Genomic DNA, 21,188 nt, shown 5'->3' on the forward strand with positions numbered 1-21,188 from the left:
GCATTGCAACACAAAAAAGGCCCTTCCGTTAACCTTCCCGTTCAACCCACAAGGATGGTGCAAACAGGAGCGCAAGGACGTGTCGAAGCTGGATGAAGTAATCGGGAAAGCCGCAGCGTGTATTGATGAAGTCATTCATGAAAGGCTGGAAAAAAAATCAGTGACTTCGACCCGACGGGAGATACCGGAAATTCATCTGTCGCTGGAAGAACAACGCACACTTCAGGCCGGGCTGGCATCGCTGGACGTGACCGATAGCGCCTCGGGGATCCGCCACATGCCGGCCCTGGGGCGGTTGCTGGAAAGTGTCCTGGGCACCGAGAAAATCCAGCAGCTGCGCAATTTTCCACAAGCCCGTGACGTGGCGATGATCGTCAGGGGGCTGCCGCTGGACCCGCAACTGCCTGCCACGCCCTATGACCTGGAGCCGGGTATCGAGAACCTGTCGATTCTGGCCGGGGCTATTTTGTCCGTGCTGCACACTCTGCAAACCCGTCCGCTGGCGTACGAGGGCGAAAGCACCGACACCGTGTTCCGTCACGTATCGCCCAAGCGCAAGCGAGAGACCGAAAAAAGCTCCTATGGCTCGCGCGCGGATCTGGACATGCATGTCGACAACCCTCACCTGCCTTTGACCTGCGAACCCGTCTCGCAGTTGTCGGCCTGTCCGGAGTACCTGTCCCTGACCGGCCTGCGCTGCGAGCTCGACGTGCCGACGCGCATCGTCGCCATTGACGAGGTGCTGGCCATTCTGCCGGCCTACGTCGAAGAAGAACTGTCACGACCGAACTTCACCGTTCGCCGACCGGCCTCCTTCGGCAAGCAGGGGAATGTGCTGGAAAACGTCCCCTTGCTCTACAGAAGCGCAACCGATGGCTTGTATTGCCGCTATAACAAAGCGAGTGTCGAAGCGACCTGCGCCCCTGCGCAGTTTGCCATCCAGCTGTTTGCCGCCGCCGCCAATCATCCCGATGTCGTGCACCACATCATGCTGCAACCGGGGGACATGCTGATCTTCAAGAACCAGCAAACCCTGCATGCCCGGGATGGTTTTACCCCCCGCTACGACGGCCGTGATCGCTGGATGTTGCGTGTCTTCGGGGTCAATGATCCGGCACGCGTGGTACCGCTGGACCCCCATCAACCCTACATAGTCAGAGCCTGATTTCATGGTCGATATTGTCATCCTTTGCGTGTTCGCCTTCGCCGCTGGCCTGATCGATGCGGCGGTGGGCGGCGGCGGACTGATCCAGATTCCCGCGCTATTCAACGTGCTACCTACCGCTCAACCGGCGGCGCTGCTGGGGACCAATAAGGTCGCGGCCGCCTGCGGCACCGCATTCGCGGCCCGGTCCTTCGTGCGCAAGGTGGTGATCGACTGGGGGCTTGTGATCCCTGCCGCCTGCGCGGCCTTTGTCATGGCTTTCTTCGGAGCTGCCACGGTGTCGTTCGTACCCCAGTCGATGATCCGGCCGGCGGTGCTGGTGTTGATTGTGCTGATGGCGATCTACACCTTCTGGAAAAAAGATTTCGGCGCCCTGCACAAACCCATGCGCATCGGTACCAAGGAAAAACTGCTGGCGATCGTCATCGGCGGCGCCATCGGTTTCTACGATGGTCTGTTCGGTCCCGGCACTGGCAGCTTCCTGATCTTCCTGTTTATCCGCTGCTTCGCCTTCGACTTTCTCCATGCCTCGGCATCGGCCAAGCTAGTGAACATCGCGACCAACGTAGCCGCACTGATATTCTTCATTCCGACGGGTAACGTGCTCTACCTGATCGCAATCCCCATGGCGGCATTCAACATCCTGGGCGCGCTCACCGGCACCTGGCTGGCGGTTCATAAAGGCGTGCCATTTGTCCGGGCTCTATTCCTGGTGTTACTGGTGATTCTGATCAGCAAGCTGTCCTACGACCTGTTCCTGTAAACCAGAGGAAAACTACATGCATCCCATGTTTGATCGCCTCGTGGCACTACTCGATGCCCGCTCTGCGTCCTACCGGGTGTTGATGCACGATGCCGAGGGCCAGTCGGCGCGCGTCGCCGAAATCCGTGGCACCGAGCCCGGCCAAGGCGCGAAGGCCATGCTTTGCGCCCTCAAGGGTCAGGCCGGCCCCTATGCGCTGGTGATACTGCCGGGCGACCAGAAGCTGGACATGAAGAAAGTCGGAGCGGCCCTGGGCGGGAAAAAAGCCGAGCTGGTGAAGGCCGAAACCGCCATGGAACTGACCGGGTGCCGGATCGGCGCCATCCCTCCTTTTGTTTTCGATGAGCGGATTCAATTGATCGTCGATCCGGCCTTGACCACAGGCTACGCCGAAATAGCCTTCAACGCGGGGCGGCTGGATGCGTCGATGGTGCTCGATACGCAGGACTATCTGGCGATCGCCATGCCTCGATTGCTGGATATCAGCCAGGCCTGAGCAGGCGTTTTCACAGGCGCTGCAAAAAAACGGATAGCCGCCTTGGCCTGTTATGCACTGTAACTGGCCGGTCTTCAGGCTCGAACGACGGGTCGGTCACGTCATTTCCAGAGCACCCTCATCAGGCATGAACCGGTGCGCTCATTCCCTGGCGTAGATTTGCGGGAATTCCTCGGGACCAGGCCGTCCTTTAGTCCATCCACCGTGCAGGTATTGCAGTCTGTGTCTATGCTGCAGTATGGGCGTCGAGACCCGCTACGAACCTGTCTCGACGCCGCACTCTCGCTGTCCGCAGTCCGGATTTTCACCATTACAGCATCCAAACAGCACAGCGGAATGTGCGTGAGCATGAGCTTGAACGCCTGAGCGATTCAGCCACTTATCGAATAGGGAAATAGGCTTGATGTGTCGGTAAAAAAAATTCTTTGCGTGGTCGGAACGCGTCCCGAAGCGATCAAAATGACCCCGGTCATTCTGGCCTTGAAGCAGCAGGGCTGGGTCGATGTGCGTGTGGTCGCCACGGCACAGCATCGCGACATGCTGGATCAGGTCCTGGCGTTTTTCGGCATCGAGCCCGATATCGACTTGGACGTCATGCGACCCAATCAAACCTTGGCCACCCTGACCGGGCAGTTATTGCTCAAGCTGGATGTTGTCCTGCTCGAAGAACGGCCCGATGCGGTTCTGGTGCAAGGCGATACCACCACGGTGATGGCCTGTGCCCTGGCCTGTTTTTATCGGCGTATACCGGTGGGGCATATTGAGGCCGGCCTGCGCACGTGGGATCTGCAGCATCCGTTCCCCGAGGAAGCCAACCGGGTCATTGCCGGTAAATTAGCGCACTGGCACTTCGCGGCAACGCAAGGCACTCGGCAAAACCTGCTGAAAGAAGGCGTAGCCAGTGGGGACATTTTCGTTACGGGCAACACGGTGATCGATGCCCTGCTCATGACCGCGGCCAGTGAGGTGGAGATCGGCCTTGATCTTGATCCGAGCAAGCGCCTGGTGCTGGTGACGGCCCATCGCAGGGAGCATTTTGGCGCGCCGTTTCTCGACATCTGCCGAGCGCTGCGCACCCTTGCCGAGAACAACCCTGGGGTTCAGTTTCTCTACCCTGTGCACCCGAACCCGAATATCCAGGACGTCGCCCAGGCGTGCCTGGCAGGTATACCGAACTTCAGGCTGTGCGCGCCGCTGGGTTACGCGGCGTTCATCGCCGCCATGAAAGCGGCGTATTTCATCCTGACCGACTCGGGAGGCGTCCAGGAAGAGGCGCCGGCGCTGGGTAAGCCGGTGCTGGTCATGCGGGATGAAACCGAGCGCCCGGAAGCGGTGGAGCAGGGCAGCGTCAAGCTGGTGGGGGCCAACTATGAACGTATCATCGAGCAGGCGCAGCGCCTGCTTGACGATGAGTCGGCCTACCGTGGCATGGTACGAGGTGTTTCGCCCTACGGCGATGGGCAGGCTGCCGGGCGTATCGTGAAGGTCCTGCGCGAGCACTTTTCTTGAAACGCCTGGTATTTCTCTCGCCGTTGCCCTGGTACAGCTTCGCCCAGCGGCCGCACAAGTTTGTCGATTGGATGCACAGCCGCACGGGGGCGTCGGTGCTCTGGGTCGATCCTTATCCCACGCGGCTGCCCAGGTGGAGCGATCTCAAGGCGGCTGCGCCCTGCGCGCAAACCAGTCCACCCAGCGGCACGCCACCATGGCTCACGTTGATCAAGCCTGGCGGCCTACCGATAGAACCTCTACCGGGCTCGGGCTGGGTGAACCGCTTTTGCTGGCGGCATGCATTGAGCAGGATCGAACAATTCACCCACGCCTCCCCAGCCTTGCTCGTGGTCGGCAAGCCCTCGGTCCTGGCACATCTGTTGTTGCAGCGGCTTCGTCACTGCGCGTCCTTGTATGACGCGATGGACGATTTCCCGGCGTTTTATACCGGCCTCTCGCGATCGGCCCTGGCGCGCCGTGAGCGGCTGATCGCCCAGCGCGTGGACGTCATCTGGACATCGAGTTCCGTGCTCGACGCACAGTGGCGGCGTTATCGCAACGAGGTGTGCCTGGTGCTGAACGGCCTGGACTTGGCGGCGATCTCTGCCGTAAAGCGGACGTCGACGTCATCGAGTCGAAAGGTTTTTGGCTACGTGGGCACCCTGGCCACCTGGTTTGACTGGGCCTGGGTGGCGGCTTTGGCCGAAGCCAGGCCCAACGATGAAATTCGTTTGATGGGGCCGATCTTCGGCGCCGCGCCCGCGCACTTGCCGAGCAACGTAGTGGTGTTGCCTGCCGATAGTCATGGCGCGGCGTTGGCCGCCATGGCCGAGTTCGACGTGGGCTTGATTCCTTTCAAAAAGACCCTGCTCACCGCGTCGGTCGATCCGATCAAGTACTACGAATACCGCGGCCTGGCATTGCCGGTGATCTCGACTGATTTCGGCGAGATGCATGGCCGTTCAGGGCTGCCGGGTGTTTTCATCAGTCACTCGCACAGCGATATTGCCGGGCTGGCCGAGGCCGCCTTGCAGTGTGAGCGCAATGCGGACGAAGCCCGTGCATTTGCACTGCAACACTCATGGGAAGCGCGTTTTGATGCCGCCACGCTTCATCCATGACTGCGACGTGATCGTCGTCAACTACAACGTCGGCACGCTGCTCGGCGAATGCGTGGCGTCGGCCTTCAGGGAAGGCGCGCGGCGGGTGATTGTGGTGGACAACGCTTCGACTGACGGCAGCCTGGCGTACCTGGATGAGTGCCCGGCCGATACCCGCCTGAGCATCATCCGGAATCAGCGGAATATGGGCTTTGCCTCGGCCTGTAATACCGGTGTGGGGGGGGCGAGTGCCGGCGCATTGTTGTTCCTGAACCCGGATTGTGTCCTGCTGCCGGGCTCATTGCAGGGCATGATGGAAGCGCTGCACGCGGATGCAGCCACGGGCATGGTGGGGGGCTTTCTATGCAACCCCGATGGGTCCGAACAGCCGGGCGGGCGCCGGGTGTTTCCGACCCCCAGGAGAGCATTCGTCCGGGCTTTTGGCTTATCGCGCCTGGATGGAGTGTTTCCCACGCTGTGCGCCGACTTCCTGTTGCATCGTGAGCCGCTGCCCACCGAGCCCGCCGCGGTGGAAGCCATTTCCGGTGCCTGCATGCTGGTCAAGCGTGAAGCGTTGAAGTCTGTGGGCCTCTGGGACGAAGGCTATTTTCTGCATTGCGAGGATCTGGACTGGTGCATGCGCTTCAAGCTGAAACAGTGGCGCGTCGTGTTTGTGCCACAGGCGCGCGTCATGCACTGGCGGGGCGCCTGTAGCCGGAATCGACCGTTTTTTGTCGAGTGGCACAAACACCGAGGGATGGTGCGGTTCTACGCAAAGTTCTTCAGGGTCAACTACCCCAAGGGGTTGTGGTGGTGGGTGGTCCTGGGGGTGTGGCTGCGCTTCGGTTTGGTCTGCATCTACCATGGATTCAATTGGATGCTGGGACGAACCCGGAGTGGGCATGCCTGAGGTCACGGTCGGTGTGCTGGGGGCCAGCAGCCTGGTAGGCCGCTGCCTGCTTGCGTTGCTTGTGCGCGAACAGTTCAAGGTCGTCGCTTTTTCCCGCCAGCCCCGGCACGGCAGCGACAGTGACACGGTCAGTTGGCAACGGCTTTCTGAGACGGGTGTAAGCGCGTATGCCGCGCCGATTCCCTACTGGATCTGCGTGGCACCGATTTGGACGCTGCCGCAGCATTTTGCGCTGCTGCAGGCCTGCGGAGCGCGCAAAGTCGTGGCCTTGTCTTCCACCAGTCGCTTTAGCAAAAGCCACTCCGTCGACTCCGCAGAGCGGCGCCTCGCCAACCTGTTGGGCGATGCCGAGGCGCGTGTTGAGCAGTGGGCGCAGGACCACGGGGTGCACTGGGGCATCCTGCGTCCGACCTTGATCTACGGCCAGGGCCGCGACAAAAACATCACCGAGATCGCACGCTTTATTCGGCGCTTCGGCTTTTTCCCGCTGTTGGGGGGCGCGATGGGGCTGCGTCAACCCGTGCATGCCGAGGATGTGGCGAGCGCCTGTGTGCGTGCGTTGCAGGCACCCCAGGTGTGCCGCCATGCCTACAACCTCAGCGGCGCAGAAACATTGCCCTATCGGGAGATGGTCTCCCGCGTGTTCACCGCGCAGAAGCGCCGCCCGCGTTTTCTCACGGTGCCGCTCTGGGTGTTCCGGATGACGTTGTGGCTGTTGCGAGTACTGCCACGCTACCGCCATTGGTCGGCGGCGATGGCGCAGCGCATGAACCAGGACCTGGTGTTCGAGCATACCGAGGCTGCCCGGGATCTTGGCTTCGCGCCCAGGGGATTTTTATTGTCACAGGACGACCTGCGTTAGTTACTCATATTCATGGGGCTCCCACGGACCCCACTTGGCTTCATAGATCGCCTTGTTGCGCTCGAACAGGGCTTGGCGTTCATCCTGGTTCATGAGCGCGAACGATGCCGAAAGCTGGTGATGGATAAACACATCGCGGGCGCAGGCATTCACCAGGCCGGCGTGTTCGACACGTCGGCAGTAGTCGTCATCCTCGAAGAATCCACGGCCATACACTTCGTCGAGCGGGCCGATTCGCGTGTAGGTACTGCGCGGCATCATCACGCAGAAGAACGCCAGGGTCGGCAGCCGGACCACCTCGCCAAGGTGGCGGCAGGTAAAGCGCCGAGCCGCTTGTGGCATGTCTGCGAGGTTGGTGTAGTCGATGTCGATCCTGGCCTGGTTGCCGATGTTGTTGGTCACCGGGCCAATCAGGCCAAGCTCGGGATTGCGTTGTAAATGCCGGCGCAAGGTACTCGCCCAGCCGCTGGTAACCTGCGTGTCGTTATTGAGCAGCACCAGGTACTCACCGTTGGCGATCGCCAGGCCCTGGTTGTTCGCGGCGGCGAAACCGCGGTTGTCGGTGTTGAGTACGATCGTCTGGCCGCTGTCGGCCGCCCATTGCGAGAGAAATTCAGCGGTGCCGTCACTGGATGCGTTGTCCACCACGATGATTTCCAGTTCAGGCCCCTCGCTGTCGTGCTCGAGGCTGTCCAGGCACGCCCGCGTCAGCGCCAGGTTGTTGTAGGTCACGACGATCACGCTGATGCGTGCCGCGTGGTCGCGGCGTTCGGCCAGGGTGATGAGCGCATCGGCGCGGTGTGTCCAGGTTTGTCGGGCAGCGAACGCCTGACGCTGGGCAATCTGTTCGGTCGTCGCTGGCAGCAATGCCCGCGTGATTGCGGCAATGAACGCCGGGCCGTCGCGGCCAACCTGCACCAGGGAGCCGAATTGTTGCATTTCTGGCAGGTCGACCGAGACCACCGGTTTCCCGGCACTCAGGTACTCGTAGACCTTGACCGGGTTGGTAGCGAGCGTCAGTGCCGTGATGTGAAACGGCACGATGCCCACATCGAAGCCATGCAGGTAATAGGGCAGGGTGGCATAGGGCACTTCGCCGGTGAATTCTACGTTCGCATAGCCACTCAATTGCGCCCGCGCGCCCACCGTATCGGCGCCGATCAGCAGCACCACATGCTGTGGAAACGCCTCGGCGATGCGGGCGACGAGTGCCTGGTCGAACCAGTGTGCAATGGCGCCGTAGTAGCCAATCACCTTACGTTGCAAGCGATCCCGGTAGATCGAGACAGGTGGGGTGCAGAGCTGGGTGAAGTCGGCGGCATTGCGCAGGATGGCGCGAGTTTCATTGGCCTGGGCCGGCCATTGCTCGGCCAACCAATCGGAGGTGAACAGCCGAACGTCCGCGTTGCGCACCAGCCGTTGCTCCAGCTGCAGGATGCTTGGGCCGTTGTCGCCGAAGCCTTGATGATGGTCCATGCAATCGTAGATCAATCGGCTGTTGGGTAATTCACCGGCGATGTCGCACCAGAAAGGGTGCTGCACCAGTGAAATGACCCGGGCTGAGCCGGCCCAGAGGAGTACCTCGCCAATACTGCAGCACAACTGCCGAACCTGCGCGGCGTCAGGCGCTGCGGTGTAGATCAGCGGTGCACCACGGGCAAACAGCTTGACCTGGAACAACCGCTGCGTCTGGTCCAGCGACTCGAGTTCAAATCCGGCTTGGGGCGCATGTATCAATGAGGCCGACACATAGATGACCCGCCGCCCGGTGGCGCCCAGTACCTGGGCCAGTTGCTGCGGGCGCTGGTGGCGCAAATCCCAGTCGATAGCGCCCCAGATAATGTAATCCGCCAGTCCGGCCTGTTGTGGCTGAGGCGCAGGCTGAGACGACGGCGCTGGGTCGGCGAAGGTTTTCATCGGTTGCAGTACGCCGCGCAGTGCGCGCACAGCGGGCAGCAGTGCACGTCGGTAGATGACTGCCAGGAGTTTTTTCGCGCTGGCCGGCAACGGCAGCCGGTGATACACCGCGCGCCAGCGCTGCCGGCCAGATGGGCGTCGCTCGATCAGCATGGGCGGGGCGACCTCATCCTGACGTTTTCGGCGATGCGGCGACCACCACAAAGTCGCTTTTCAGCGTGCCCGACTCGATCAGCCCGTCTTCGATGTCGAACAACATCTGCAGCACCCTGAGGGACTGCGGGTTGTCCGCGGTGAAGTTGCCGGCGATACCGTGCAGCAGAAACTGCAGCAGCGAACCGCCGCAGAGGTTCAACGCACGCACATCAAAGTGCTCCTGCACCACCTGCAGAATATCTGCCGAACGCACGGCTTCCGACGGGTCGACTTTCACCACCTCGGCGGGGTCGGGCAGTGGCACGACCTGTTGAACCTGGCCGTATGAACCCTTCACGAATGAGCGGCGCAAATGCTCGGGAATCAAGCCGAACGCATGGCTGATGGCCGCCCTTTGCTGGGCATCAAAGGCAAAGTGATTGGCCCCGACATATTCATTGAAAAACAGCCAGCCGCCGGGTTTCAGGCTATGGCGAACCCGCTGGCAGACCACTTCCAGCTCGCGGATATGGTGCAGTGAGCCATTGAACCAGACTGCGTCGTAGTGATTGCCTGGCAGGTCAGTGCGTTCGATATCACACAGGGAGTACTGGATCGTCGACGCGCCCATCGCCAGCGCCTCGGCTCTGGCCACCTCGAGGGCGGCAGGCGCTATATCCACGCCGTCACAGTGCTCGAACGCCTTGAGCCTGTAGAGTTCGCGCTCCAGGGTGCCGGTGCCGCAGCCGATGCTCAGCATCCGTGTGCCTGGCGCCGGGTTGCCGAGAAACTCCTTCAGGCAGTACTGCACCCAGCCCGGATGGCCGCTGCCCGCCGTTGCCTTGTGCTGATGGCGGCGTTGTACGGTCGGTACCGCCAGCCAATAGACATCCGCAGAAAAGGCGTCGGAGCCGGCCATGTTTTCTGACCAGTGATCCGCTGTGACTTGCTTGTCGGCGCCGATCCCTTCGCGCTTGCCGTTGAGCTTGTGCATGATTCGCTTGAACACGGTGTCTTCCTTTGGTTGGTCAAGGGTTACCCGATTTGCGCTGCGGTTCAGGGCGCGTCCATGTGCCCCATTTGCTTTCAAAGTACGCCTGGTTCTTGTCCCACAGCGCTTGATACTCGCCGCTGGCAATCAGCTTCTTGAAGGACGCCTGCCCGTAGTGGTGGATAAAGGCATCCTCGGCACACACGGTCCTGAGGCCGGCCGCCTGGATGCGCCGGCTGTAGTCATCGTCTTCGAACATGCCGATGCCGAACGCCTCATCCAGCCAACCGATGCGTTCCAGCACCTCGCGGCGCATGGCCACGCAGAACATGGCGAGCATGCTGATATCGAAGGTGCGACCGCGATGCCGCGCGACGTGTTGATCGGCGAAGGCCTCCATGTGTTCGAGGCCGACGTAGTCGACGAGCACTTTCGCTTCGTTGCCTACCGAGTTGGTCATCGGGCCGACCAGGCCAATCTGCGGGTCTTGCAGGTGGCGCAGCAACGGGTCGACCCAGCCCTTGGGCACCACGGTATCGTTGTTGAGCAGCACCAGGTATTCCCCGGCCGCCAGGCGCAGCCCCTGGTTATTCGCGGCGGCGAAGCCCAGGTTGCGGTCATTGAGCACCAGGGTGACGTTCGCGTGGGTGCGGCCCAGGTAACGCAGGTAGTTGCGCGTGTCGTCCGAGGACGCATTGTCGACAATGATCAGTTCGTAATCGGGGTACGTGGTGTTGCGCAACAGGCTTTGGATGCAGCCCTGGGTCAGTTCGACATTGTTATAGGTGACGATCACGATCGACACTTTCGGGTGCAAGGACTTCAGCGCACTGAGGTTGGCGTCGAAGCGGTGGCGCCAGTCATTGGCGCTGGCGAGTGCCACGCGCCGGCTGGCGGCCTGGGTATCGGTTTCGTTCAGGGCGCGCTCGATCTGCTCGATGAAGGCCTGCGGTTCGCTGGCGAAATACACGAAATCCGCGTAGATCTGCATTTCTTCCAGTGGCACCGACACCACCGGTTTGCCCGCGCTGATGAATTCGTAGAACTTCACCGGGTCGACCGCATGGGTCACGTTATACAGGCGAAACGGGATCAGGCAGACATTGAAGTGGTAGAGGTACAACGGCATCTGTGCATAGGGCTTCCTGCCGAGTAAATGCACATTGGGCAGGCGGTCCAGCCCGGCCAGGTCCTTGACGAAAATGTCGCCGATCAACACAAAGTTCCAGTCCGGCCGCAGCCGGGCGATGCCCGCGATCAAGGGCAAATCGACCCATTCGGCCAGGGCACCGTAGAAGCCGATCAGCGGCCGCTCGATCTCCGCCATCAAGGGGTTGGGCACACAATTGCGCTCGAAGAACTCGACATCCACGCCATTGCGCAGCAACAGGCAGTTGCGGCTCATCGCGGCCCATTTTTCCTGCAGCAGGGCGGCGGTGACCGTCACCAGGTCGGCGTCTCGGACCAGGGTGTGTTCTTCCTCCAGCAACGTCGCGCCGATCCCCGGAAAGCCCACCCAGTCATCCATGCAGTCGTACTGGATTTTCCAGCCGTGGGTGCCGCGCAACCGATACGCGAGCGCAGACCAGAACGCCAGGTGCACCACGCTGACTGCGGTTTTTATGCGCCAATCCTTGGCCAGCGCATCGATTGCGTTGGCGTAGGTTTGCAGGTGTTTTTCCGACATGCGCTGGGTGTAGCAGTCTACGAACTCGTCGCGCTGCAATGTCACCTCGAATACCCCGGGTGCCACTTCCAAGGTGCTGTAGGCCTGGCCAGGCTCGGCGCTGCGGGAGGGCATGATGTAGAACACGCGGTGGCCGTGACGGGCGAACTGGCTCATCAACTGCTGGGGCCGCTGGAAGCGTGCGGCCCAGTCGATGTTGGCGAAGCAGAGGATGTCGAAGCGCGCCTCTGGTGATGCTGAATCAGCCGATGGCGACAGTGTTTTTTTCGATGCAGTGTGCAAGGGCAGATATTGCCCGTGCAGGAAGTCGGGCGTGTCGGCTTCTGTGTGCGGCGCCCGATACCTCAACCAATGCAGCAGCGCCCGCAAGGGCTTGGTGATCCGCCACGAGCGGGTATTTTTCAACATGGCGATGTAGGCCAGCGCCGCGTCTCGCTCCCTGATGGCCGCATCGCGTTCCATGCGAACGCTTTCGCGCTCAAGGGTGGCCAGAGTGTCCTTATCCATGATGCCGTCCTTCATGAAAACCTTGTGTTGTGCTGTTCGCCGTAAGCGTGCAGAGGTGTCGGGTCGTTGTCCGGCCACATCGAGCTGGTAGAGCCGGGGCGGTAAAACGTCACCGTCACGCTGCGCCTGGAAGAACGACAACCCTCGACCACCCGTGAAACCGCATGCCAGGAGTTGTCGGCGCGCACCAGAATCGCCGAGTTGCCGACCTCGGGCGTCACTTGCGCGACGATATCGGTGGGCCTGGCAGAGCCGAGGATCTGCAGGCAGCCGCCATCGGCGGGGTCCCAGGTCTGATTGAAGTACAAAATGTGCGTGACCAGTTTGTCGTCCAGGTCCGGGTGCGGCCCGAGGTTGGCCCCGGGGCCGTAGTGGAACAGGTTGGCCTCCATGGGGACCTCGGTCACGTCCACCCCGGTCAGCGCGGAGAGGGCCTGGCGGTACTGCGGCGAACAGAGGCTGTGGGCCAGTGCCAGCCATTGCGGGCTCAAGGCTTGTGGATTGACCACTTCGTGGCTGCCCATGGCGATCAATTGCCGCGCCTCGTATTCGTAGTCCTTGGCCCCGCCGTAGCCGGAGACCGTCTTGAAGTGGTCGTGCGGGTAGGTTTCGGCCAGCGCCTTGGCATCGTCGGGGGTGTAGAGCGCACCGATTTGCGCCCAGGAAAAAGGCACGGTCTGCAGGCGTTGGGCCGTCAGTTTGCTCAGGTCAATCATGTCGAAGGGCTCCCAGCCATTTGTTCAGGGTTCGGCGCAGATGGCGCAACGGCGCCGTCAGCTTGAACGAGTTGGAGCGGTACAGCGTTTCCAGTGCCTGTTGATGTTGCTCGCGTTCGTGTTGTCGCTCGGCGGCCTGGCTTTCGAGGAGTGAGTGCAGGTCTTCGAGAACACCCGGCAAGGCTTGCCAGTAGCGGTTGAGCGCGGGCTGCGTGGGCCTGCGACCTTCGCGGATCAACTCGGCCACGCGGTCCCAATGTGCGTCGATCTGTACCATCGCGTCGGCGGTCACCTGGGACACCGGTTGCTTGCCCAGCTGTGCGCGAAACCACTGCGGATCAATCGGCTGGTCCCGGCGTAATTGGAATATTCGTCCATGGCTCGGCAGCGCAGTGTATTTGCCGGTGCCCAGGTCCGCCGAGCAGAAGATCGGCACACCAAAGGCCAATGCACTGATCGCCAGGTGGTAGCTGTGTCCGATTACTCCTTCGGCATGGGCGAGCAGTTCTGCCAGCAGCAGGGGCTCTGGCCAGAAGGGCAGGCAACGCGCGCGCGCAAGGCCGTCGCCCAGTACGGATTCGTGATCACCCAGTACTGGCCCTATGGGCAGCAGCAGCAGTTGCACGTCCTCGAACTGCCCGGCATGGGTTTGCCACAGCTGCAGGAAGCTGTTCAACCCCCACATCGCATGCACCACCAGATAGGGTTGGGTCAGGCCGGCGCTGCTGCACAGCTCCAGGAACGGGGCAGAAGGCGATTGAGGGTCGAGCAGGCGTGGCAGGCCAAAGGCCGTGTCGGGAAGCACCTCGACCTGGGCCGTCGGTGACAGTTGGGCCAGGGCCGATTGGGACAGCGCATCGCGTACCCTGATGTGCGGGCTGTGTTCGAGGGTCAGTTGCACCAGTGGTGCGGCCCACGGCGGGATGTCGTTGCAATGCATGCCCGGCGCATTCCAGATCAACGGGATGCCATGTTGCAGCGCGATCAGCGCGGGCGTCAGCCAGTAGCCGGTGGGGTGGTGAATGGCGGCATCCGGGGGGTAATAACCGCTTGCCACCAGCTTGTCGAAACGCACAATGAAACCACCGCCGATCAATACTCCATCCAACTGACCGGCGATGTCCGGCAAACGGCTCAGTGAGGTGACCTCGTACGGCCATTCGGACGGCGTTTTCCCGTGATAGGAAAACCGGTGCAGCGTTATCGTGCCCAGGCGCCGGGTCAATTCCGCCTCGGCGAGGATGGGAAACAGCAAGTCGCCATAATTGGCGACATCGAATGTGCCGAAGATCCCGACCTGCCACTCTCGGCTCATTGCAGCACCCCCGGTTCATTCGTGTGAGGGGCAGGACCGGCCTCTATTCCCAGATCGACGAAACCAAGGAATTCCCGGGGGCCCGGCAAGGTGTCGAACGCCAGCAGCGCGACCTGCTTCTCGATAAGCTGCGCGGTTTCTTCGAGGTGGCCGTTCATCAGTTTCAGCGTGATGTGGTACTTGCCCGCCGCAAGGTTGGCGGGGAAGCGGACGTTGAGCGTCGCCTTGCGCCAGCCCTCGTGCGCTGCCTCCAGGTGAAGCGGCAGGTTGGCGCCGCCGATCACCAGCAGCCGGGCCTCCTGGATCGTCACGCTGAGGGTCGGCAGGTCGATGCTTTCGCGTACCCGGGTTTCGATACGCAGCTGGATGGTCTCGCCATACACAAAGCTTGAATACAGGCTGTCCGTGTTGGTAAAGCAGGCCGCAACGATATGCCCCTCATCGGTGCCAAAGGCGATGCCTGCCTGTTGGGCAAGAAACGCCTTGGGGGCGACCGCCACCGCGCCGCCGCTGGCCCAGCGACGCTGTTCGTCACGCATCTCCAGCAGGTAGAGTTCGGCCATTTCTTCGGGAGAGCCACTGGCACGCACCTGGCCTTCGCGCAGGTAAATCACTCGATTGCAAAAGCGCTTGACCATGGCCATGTCATGGGACACGAACAGCAGCGTCGTGCCTTGCTGGGTGAGTGCTTCCAGCCGATTGAGGCACTTGAACTGGAAGGACGCGTCGCCCACTGCCAGGGCTTCATCGACGATCAGGATGTCGGGGTCCACGCACACCGCGACGGCGAAGGCCAGTCGCACCAGCATGCCGCTTGAGTAGGTCTTGGTGGGTTGGTCGATGAAGTCGCCAATATTGGCAAAGTCGGTGATCTGGGCAAAACGGGCGTCGATTTCCGCGTGACTGAGCCCCAATACCGCACCGTTCATATAGACGTTTTCACGCCCGGTGAAATCGTGATTGAAGCCCGAGCCCAGCTCCAGCAACGCCGCCACGCGGCCATGGCTCTCAATGCTGCCGGAGGTGGCACTGAGCGTGCCGCAGATCAGTTGCAGCAGCGTCGATTTGCCGCTGCCGTTGCGACCAATGATCCCTACCGTTTCACCTTTGCACAGTTGCAGCGACACGTCCCGCAGTGCCCAGAACTCGCGATAGAACTGCTTTTTGCCGCGAGACAACAGCTGCCACAGGCGATCCCTGGGCGTGTCATAGATGTGATAGCTCTTACTCAGGTGGGCCGTTTGTACGGCGATGTCAGAGCACATCGGCAAATCCTTTGCGGGTTTTCTGGAACCAGCTGAACCCCAGCCAGGCGATACCCCCGGCCACCAGCAGGCCGCAGGCCCAGGTGAAAGGGTCCGGTACCACGCCCCAGAACAGCACGTCCCGGGCCTGTTCGACCATCAGGGTGAGCGGGTTGAGGTGAAGGATGCCCTGATAGGCTGGCGGAAATGCGCTGGTCGGGTAAAAAATCGCCGAGACAAACATCAATGCCGTGGTCAGCACGCCCACCACCTGGCCGACATCACGCAGGTAAACCCCCAGCGCTGCCAATAGCCAGGTGACTCCCAGTGTGAAGAGCGCCAGCGGCAATAACACCAGGGGCAGCAACACACTGGTCAGGGGCGGCCAGCCGAAAAATACCAGGTGGAAGACCAGCCAGATCACCAGGCTGGCCAGGGTATGGAACAACACGGCGCCCAGCAGCACCCACGGCAGGATCTCGAGGGGGAACACGACTTTCTTGACGTAGTTGGCATTGGCGATGATCAGGCCCGGCGCACGCCCCACGCATTCGGCGAACACGTTGAACACCAGCAGGCCGGCAAATACCAGCAGCGCGAACTCGGTGCGCGAACCGTCGCCCGCGGGCCAGCGCAGCTTGAACATCACGCTGAACACGAAGGTGTAGACCAGCAACATGAATAGCGGGTTAAGGAACGACCACAACAGCCCCATGATGGAGCCTCGATAACGCCCAATCACTTCCCGCTGGACCATGGAAAACAACAACTCCCTGTGTCGCCACGGGCTGGAAAACATCCCTGCCCGCGCGTTTGTTTCACTCATGCAGCGATTCCCATTGCCAGTGCAGTGCGCCCATGAGTCTAGTCAACAATTGTCGTTTCGCTATGTGGCGTTGAGTGATTGTTCGACCTAGGGGGATGCTCATTGCGTCAGCCTGTCTGCACGCAATCACAGCAGCGGATAAATTTTTTTGCTGGCGCTGCTTGAAATTTTTTCCCCTGAACCTACTTAGGTTTTACGCGATGCCGAATACGGGTCGCGTGTCAAATCACTTGGAGAAAACTCAGGAGATTTTGCAATGGCTACTACTCTTTCGTTGGCCCCACTGTTCCGTCATTCCGTCGGCTTTGACCGCTTCAATGACCTTTTTGAATCGGCGCTTCGCAGCGAGGCCGGTACCACCTACCCACCTCACAACGTCGAGAAGCACGGTGAAGATCACTACCGGATCGTCATCGCGGCGGCAGGCCTGGTGGAGGATGACCTGGAGATCCAGGTGGAAAAAGGCGTGTTGACCGTCGCCGGCGGCAAGCGCGAACACGATGAGGGCATCACCTACCTGCACCAGGGCATCGCCCAGCGCGCGTTCCGTTTGTCGTTCCGCCTGGTCGACCACATTGAAGTGCAGGGCGCACAACTCGCCAACGGGTTGCTGAGCATCGACCTGCTCAGGGTGGTACCGGAGGAAGCCAAGCCTAAGCGCATTGCGATTGGCGGTGCTGCCAAGGCCGAGGTGAAATCCATCAGCGAGCAGTAAGGCTGGAATGAATAAAGGCGCTCTTCGGAGCGCCTTTATTCGTAGCGTTCATATTATAGCGAGGGAAGATTTCTCCCACTCGACTCATGCCCGGCCCGCCCCTCACGCCCCTCCCACTTGGCAATCACCAACGGCGCCAGCGCATTGCCCAGCACATTCAGCGCCGTGGTCGGCATCTCCATCAAGCGATACACCCCAGCGATAAACGCGATGCCTTCCAGCGGCAAACCCGCGCTGGCCAGGGTGGCCGAGAGGATCACGAACATGAATCCCGGTACTCCGGCGGCCCCCTTGGAGGTGAGCACCATGGTCACCACCAGCAAGGCCTGATCGCCCAGGCTCAGGTCGATTCCGTACAACTGCGCGACGAACAGGGTGCCGATGCCGAGGAACAGGGAAGCGCCGTCGAGGTTGAACGAGTAACCCACCGGCACCACAAAGCTCACCAGCGAAGGGGGTACGCCGTAGGTTTCGAGTTTTTTCATCAGTTGCGGCATCACCGCCGCCGAGCTGGCGGTGGAGAAGGCCAGCACCAGCTCATCCTTGATATGGCGCATCAGCGCGAACAGGTTAATCCCGCACACGCGCGCCACCAGGTTGAGCACCACCAGCACAAAGAACGCGATGGCCACATAGCTGACCATGATCAGCTTGGCCAACGGCAGCAACGAGCTGAAGCCGAAGTTGGCCACGGTCACGGCGATCATGCCGAACACGCCGATGGGCGAGTAGGCCATGATCATCGAGGTGACCTTGAACATCGCGTCGCTGACCCCGCGCAACAGCGCGATCACTGGGTCCTTGCGCTCGGCGGGCAGGCGCGCCACGCCCAGGCCGAACATCACCGCAAAAAACAGCACCGACAACAGGCTGCCCTGGGCCATGGCGTTGATCACGTTGTCGGGGATGATGCCGACGATGATCTGCCCCAGGCTATGACCGGCGCCGTTGCTGGTGGGCAGGGTGATATTCGCCGCGTGCAGGCTGGACAGTTCAGTGCCGGCGCCGGGCTTGAGCAGGTTGCCCATGACCAGGCCGATGATGATCGCCAGGGTGGTGATGCAGAAAAAATAGCCCAGGGATTTGACCCCGATACGGCCCAGGGATTTGCCGTCACCGTGGCCGGCAATGCCCACCACCATGCAGGCAAACACGATAGGCACCACGATCATCTTCATCAGCTTGATAAAGATATCGCCCGCCGGTTGCAGGAGATTGTCCACCAGCCACGGTCGGGACTCGGGAAAGCGGTGCAGCAGGGCACCAATGGCGATACCGGCGAGCAAGCCGATCATGATTTGCCAGACCAGCGCGATACGGGGCGTGTGCATGGGAATGCCTCATTTGAGATCAATGATTTTTAAGTTGTTGTTCTAGGCAGTCAAAAGGCGACCGTCCGCTGGTCGCCGGGTGTTACGGGTGGCCGTCAGCGCAGGTCGTGGCATGCGTCTTTGAGGCGGCGGCATCCTTCTTCGATCACTTCCTGCGAACTCGCAAACGACAGGCGCACATACGGCGACATGCCGTAGGCCGCGCCGCTGACCGTGGCCAGGCCGTAGTCGCGCAGCAGGTAGTCCACCAGTTGGGTGTCGTTGTCGAGGCGATCACCCTGGGGGGTGAGCTTGCCCATCAGGCCGCTGACGTTGGCGAACACATAGAACGCGCCATCGGGCGGGATGATGCCCAGGCCTGGAATACCCGCCAGTCGCTCCAGCATCAGGGCACGACGCTGCCGGTATTCTTCGCGCATCGCCGCAATAGGCGCCTGGTCACCGGCGAATGCAGCCACGGCGGCGGCCTGGCTCACTGAGCTGGGGCAGGTAGTGGTCTGCGACAGCAGCTTGGCAATGGCCGCGATCAGCCACGCAGGCCCGGCACCAAAACCCAGGCGCCAACCGGTCATCGCATAGCCCTTGGACGCGCCGTTGACGATCAACGTGCGTGGCTTGAGGTCGGGCGCCAGGCGTGTCAACGGCACATGCCGGGCGTCGCCGTAGACGAAGTGTTCGTAGATCTCATCGGCCATGACCAGCACATGGGGATGACCACGCAACACCTGCGCCAGGGCCAGCAGCTCGGCTTCGCTGTACACCGCGCCGCTGGGGTTGTTCGGGCTGTTGAGGATCACCCATTTGGTGCGTGGGGTGATCGCCTCTTCGAGGGCGGCGGGCGACAGCTTGAAACCCAGGCTTTCATCGCCGGGAATGATCACCGGCGTGGCGTCGTTGAGCCGTGCGATGTCCGGGTACGACACCCAATACGGCGTGTGCACGATGACTTCATCGCCGCGATTCAAGGTGGCGGCCAGGGCGTGATAAATGATGTGCTTGCCGCCGCAACCGGCGACGACTTCGTCCAGGCAATACACCAGATCATTGTCGCGCTGCAGTTTCAGGCAGATGGCCTGGCGCAGCGCGAGGGTGCCGGTGGTGGCGGTGTAATGGGTGTCACCGCTGTGCATCGCCAGGCTGGCGGCCTCGAGAATGTGCGCCGGGGTGTCGAAGTCCGGCTCGCCCACGGTGAAGTTGACGATGTCGCGGCCCTGGGCGCGCAACTCGGTGACCAGGGCGTTGGCGGCAATGCTGGGGGAGGGCGCAATGCCCAGGACGCGGTCCGACAAAAAGGCAGTGCTCATCTGGGACTCCTTCACGCCAGACCAGCGTTGTTCAGGGCCTTGTCGATCCAGCTCTGGCGCACCGCACCGCTGGCGATCTCTGCCTTGACCGCTTCTTCATGCTCGGCATGTTGCGCGGCACGGCGCAGCACTTCGGCGGCGTCGGCCTGGGAGAACGCGACCAGGCCGTCTTCATCACCTACCAGCAGGTCGCCGGGGTTGATCACCATGCCGCCGATGGACACCGGCACGTTCACTTCGCCGGGGCCGGTCTTGTACGGGCCGGTATGCACCACGGCGCGGGCGTAGCAGGGGGTGTCCTCGAAGCTGGCGACATCGCGAATCGCGCCGTCGATCACAAACCCCACGCAACCGCGCTGTTGGGCATACAGCTTGATCAACTCGCCGATCACCGCGTTGTTGGTGTCGCCCTGGCCGTCCACCACCAGCACATGGCCGGGTTGCAGCAGGCTCATGGCCTTGTAGATCAGCAGGTTGTCACCGGGGCGGGTCTTGACCGTGATTGCCGTGCCCACCAGCTTGCCGCTGCGGTTGTAGCGGGTCAGGCCACGGGCGCCGATATGGCGGCCGAGGTTGTCGCTGATATGCGGGGTGACGACATGGGCAAACGCCTCGACCAGTTCGGCCGACGCCATGGGCGCGTTGGGAAGGATGCGTGAACCGGGCAAGGACATGGCAAATCTCCAGAATTGTTGGATAGCGATGGGCTATGGCCGGATCTTAGGAGTGATGACGGGAGAGTTTTAGCGATATTTTATGATGTGATAGCATCGCTTTTTCTCATGAATTGGCCGCCATGATCACCTTCAAGCAAATCGATGCGCTGTATTGGATCGCCGAACTCGGCAGCTTCGAAGCGGCGGCGAACAAGCTGAACATGTCTCAGTCGGCCATCTCCAAGCGCATCCAGGAGCTGGAAGACACCTTCGACGTCGAGATTTTCGACCGCAGCAAGCGCAACGCCCGGCTGACGGAGAAGGGCGGTGAGCTGCTCGACTATGCCCGCGACCTGCTCAACAGCCGCGACCAACTGCTCGAACGGGTCAGCGCCCGCCAGGTGCTGGTGCGCCGTTTTCGCCTCGGCGTCACCGAACTCACCGCCTTGACCTGGCTGCCGGCGCTGGTGGAAGCGTTGCGCCAGGCCTACCCCAAGGTGCAGATCGAACCGTCAGTGGAACTGAGCAGCGAACTGTTTCGCAAGCTGGAAAGCGACCAACTCGACCTGGTGATTGTGCCGGACGTCTACAGCGACCCGCGCTTCCATAGCACCGTCCTGCAAAGCGTGGAAAACGCCTGGATCTGCGCGCCTGGCCTGATCCCGCACCCCGACCCAGTCAGCCTGGAAGTGCTGGCCGATTACACCGTGCTGACCCAGGGTTCGCAGTCGGGCACCGGCCTGATCTACGAGCGTTGGCTGGCCGCGCACAATGTGCAGATGCCGCGCACCCTCACCAGCCATAACCTGCTGGTGCAGGTGGGGTTGGCGTTGTCGGGGATCGGCGTGAGTTATTTGCCCAAGGCGTGTTTGTCCCACCTGATCGAGCACGGTGCATTACGCGCGCTGGTCACGCAGCCGGAGTTGCCGAATATCCAGTATGTAGCGTTGCATCGCGTGGATCGGCAGTTCGGCTTGAATCAGGACGTGGCGCGGATGGCGCAGGTGTGCTGCGATTTTTCGCGGTTGTTGTTTTAGAGCAAGTGTGGCGCGATGCT

19 protein-coding genes are annotated in these 21,188 nt (G+C 61.5%); 9 read left to right on the forward strand and 10 right to left on the reverse strand.

The features are described from left to right. Positions 1–160: 160 nt before the first annotated feature. The 7 genes from V3W40_RS11370 to V3W40_RS11400 all read left to right on the forward strand — a co-directional run bounded on the left by V3W40_RS11370 (position 161) and on the right by V3W40_RS11400 (position 6,787). Positions 161–1,165, forward strand: coding sequence for a TauD/TfdA family dioxygenase (locus V3W40_RS11370; protein WP_330215033.1), 1,005 nt, complete (start codon positions 161–163; stop codon positions 1,163–1,165). Positions 1,166–1,169: 4 nt separating this feature from the next. Continuing rightward, entirely contained in the window at positions 1,170–1,928 is a 759-nt protein-coding gene (locus tag V3W40_RS11375) for a sulfite exporter TauE/SafE family protein (protein WP_027603982.1), read from the forward strand. 16 nt (positions 1,929–1,944) lie between these two features. Continuing rightward, complete coding sequence (locus V3W40_RS11380) at positions 1,945–2,424, forward strand: YbaK/prolyl-tRNA synthetase associated domain-containing protein (protein WP_027603983.1); 480 nt, start codon at positions 1,945–1,947, stop codon at positions 2,422–2,424. Positions 2,425–2,829: 405 nt separating this feature from the next. Next, positions 2,830–3,933: a non-hydrolyzing UDP-N-acetylglucosamine 2-epimerase gene (gene wecB, locus V3W40_RS11385; RefSeq protein ID WP_074847370.1), complete on the forward strand. Its 1,104-nt coding sequence runs from the start codon at positions 2,830–2,832 to the stop codon at positions 3,931–3,933. Beyond that, entirely contained in the window at positions 3,930–5,036 is a 1,107-nt protein-coding gene (locus tag V3W40_RS11390) for a glycosyl transferase (protein WP_330215034.1), read from the forward strand. Before wecB ends, V3W40_RS11390 begins: the two co-directional genes overlap by 4 nt. Then, positions 5,014–5,925, forward strand: coding sequence for a glycosyltransferase family 2 protein (locus V3W40_RS11395; protein WP_330215035.1), 912 nt, complete (start codon positions 5,014–5,016; stop codon positions 5,923–5,925). Before V3W40_RS11390 ends, V3W40_RS11395 begins: the two co-directional genes overlap by 23 nt. After that, positions 5,918–6,787 (forward strand): NAD(P)H-binding protein, encoded by an 870-nt coding sequence (locus tag V3W40_RS11400; RefSeq protein ID WP_065947614.1) that lies wholly within the window; start codon positions 5,918–5,920, stop codon positions 6,785–6,787. The genes V3W40_RS11395 and V3W40_RS11400 overlap by 8 nt, the downstream gene beginning before the upstream one ends. Here V3W40_RS11400 and V3W40_RS11405 read toward each other — a convergent pair whose 3' ends face one another. Genes V3W40_RS11405 through V3W40_RS11435 form a run of 7 tightly spaced genes read right to left on the reverse strand, consistent with a single transcriptional unit; the run spans position 6,788 to position 16,125 of the window. Continuing rightward, positions 6,788–8,857, reverse strand: a complete 2,070-nt coding sequence (locus V3W40_RS11405) for a glycosyltransferase (RefSeq protein WP_330215036.1) — start codon at positions 8,855–8,857, stop codon at positions 6,788–6,790. It abuts the gene before it with no gap. A gap of 13 nt (positions 8,858–8,870) precedes the next feature. Further along, a complete protein-coding gene (locus V3W40_RS11410) occupies positions 8,871–9,848 on the reverse strand; it encodes a class I SAM-dependent methyltransferase (protein ID WP_315872327.1) in 978 nt (325 codons plus the stop codon). A 19-nt stretch (positions 9,849–9,867) separates the two neighbouring features. After that, on the reverse strand, positions 9,868–12,024 hold the full coding sequence (locus V3W40_RS11415; RefSeq protein ID WP_330215037.1) for a glycosyltransferase: 2,157 nt from the start codon (positions 12,022–12,024) through the stop codon (positions 9,868–9,870). 11 nt (positions 12,025–12,035) lie between these two features. Beyond that, entirely contained in the window at positions 12,036–12,740 is a 705-nt protein-coding gene (locus V3W40_RS11420; RefSeq protein WP_065947616.1) for a 2OG-Fe(II) oxygenase family protein, read from the reverse strand. Beyond that, positions 12,733–14,055, reverse strand: a complete 1,323-nt coding sequence (locus tag V3W40_RS11425; RefSeq protein WP_065923899.1) for a polysaccharide pyruvyl transferase family protein — start codon at positions 14,053–14,055, stop codon at positions 12,733–12,735. The genes V3W40_RS11420 and V3W40_RS11425 overlap by 8 nt, the downstream gene beginning before the upstream one ends. Then, positions 14,052–15,320, reverse strand: a complete 1,269-nt coding sequence (locus V3W40_RS11430) for an ABC transporter ATP-binding protein (RefSeq protein WP_330215038.1) — start codon at positions 15,318–15,320, stop codon at positions 14,052–14,054. The genes V3W40_RS11425 and V3W40_RS11430 overlap by 4 nt, the downstream gene beginning before the upstream one ends. Beyond that, positions 15,310–16,125, reverse strand: coding sequence for an ABC transporter permease (locus V3W40_RS11435; protein ID WP_330215039.1), 816 nt, complete (start codon positions 16,123–16,125; stop codon positions 15,310–15,312). Before V3W40_RS11435 ends, V3W40_RS11430 begins: the two co-directional genes overlap by 11 nt. A 256-nt stretch (positions 16,126–16,381) precedes the next feature. Here V3W40_RS11435 and V3W40_RS11440 point away from each other — a divergent pair, with 256 nt between their 5' ends. Continuing rightward, positions 16,382–16,840 (forward strand): Hsp20 family protein, encoded by a 459-nt coding sequence (locus tag V3W40_RS11440; protein WP_027603994.1) that lies wholly within the window; start codon positions 16,382–16,384, stop codon positions 16,838–16,840. A 53-nt stretch (positions 16,841–16,893) separates the two neighbouring features. Here the strand turns inward: V3W40_RS11440 and V3W40_RS11445 are convergent, their stop codons facing one another. The 3 genes from V3W40_RS11445 to V3W40_RS11455 form a co-directional block, all read right to left on the reverse strand. Then, the gene (locus tag V3W40_RS11445) at positions 16,894–18,171 is read right to left on the reverse strand and encodes a cation:dicarboxylate symporter family transporter (protein WP_330215040.1); all 1,278 of its coding nucleotides are present in this window, start codon (positions 18,169–18,171) and stop codon (positions 16,894–16,896) included. 95 nt (positions 18,172–18,266) lie between these two features. Next, on the reverse strand, positions 18,267–19,475 hold the full coding sequence (locus tag V3W40_RS11450) for a pyridoxal phosphate-dependent aminotransferase (protein WP_330215041.1): 1,209 nt from the start codon (positions 19,473–19,475) through the stop codon (positions 18,267–18,269). Between the two features lie 11 nt (positions 19,476–19,486). Next, positions 19,487–20,149: an RraA family protein gene (locus V3W40_RS11455; protein WP_092486241.1), complete on the reverse strand. Its 663-nt coding sequence runs from the start codon at positions 20,147–20,149 to the stop codon at positions 19,487–19,489. 122 nt (positions 20,150–20,271) lie between these two features. Here V3W40_RS11455 and V3W40_RS11460 point away from each other — a divergent pair, with 122 nt between their 5' ends. Continuing rightward, a complete protein-coding gene (locus V3W40_RS11460; RefSeq protein WP_092486238.1) occupies positions 20,272–21,168 on the forward strand; it encodes a LysR family transcriptional regulator in 897 nt (298 codons plus the stop codon). Positions 21,169–21,188: the final 20 nt, after the last annotated feature.

Source organism: Pseudomonas sp. AM8 (assembly GCF_036346475.1).
Lineage (GTDB): Bacteria > Pseudomonadota > Gammaproteobacteria > Pseudomonadales > Pseudomonadaceae > Aquipseudomonas > Aquipseudomonas marginalis.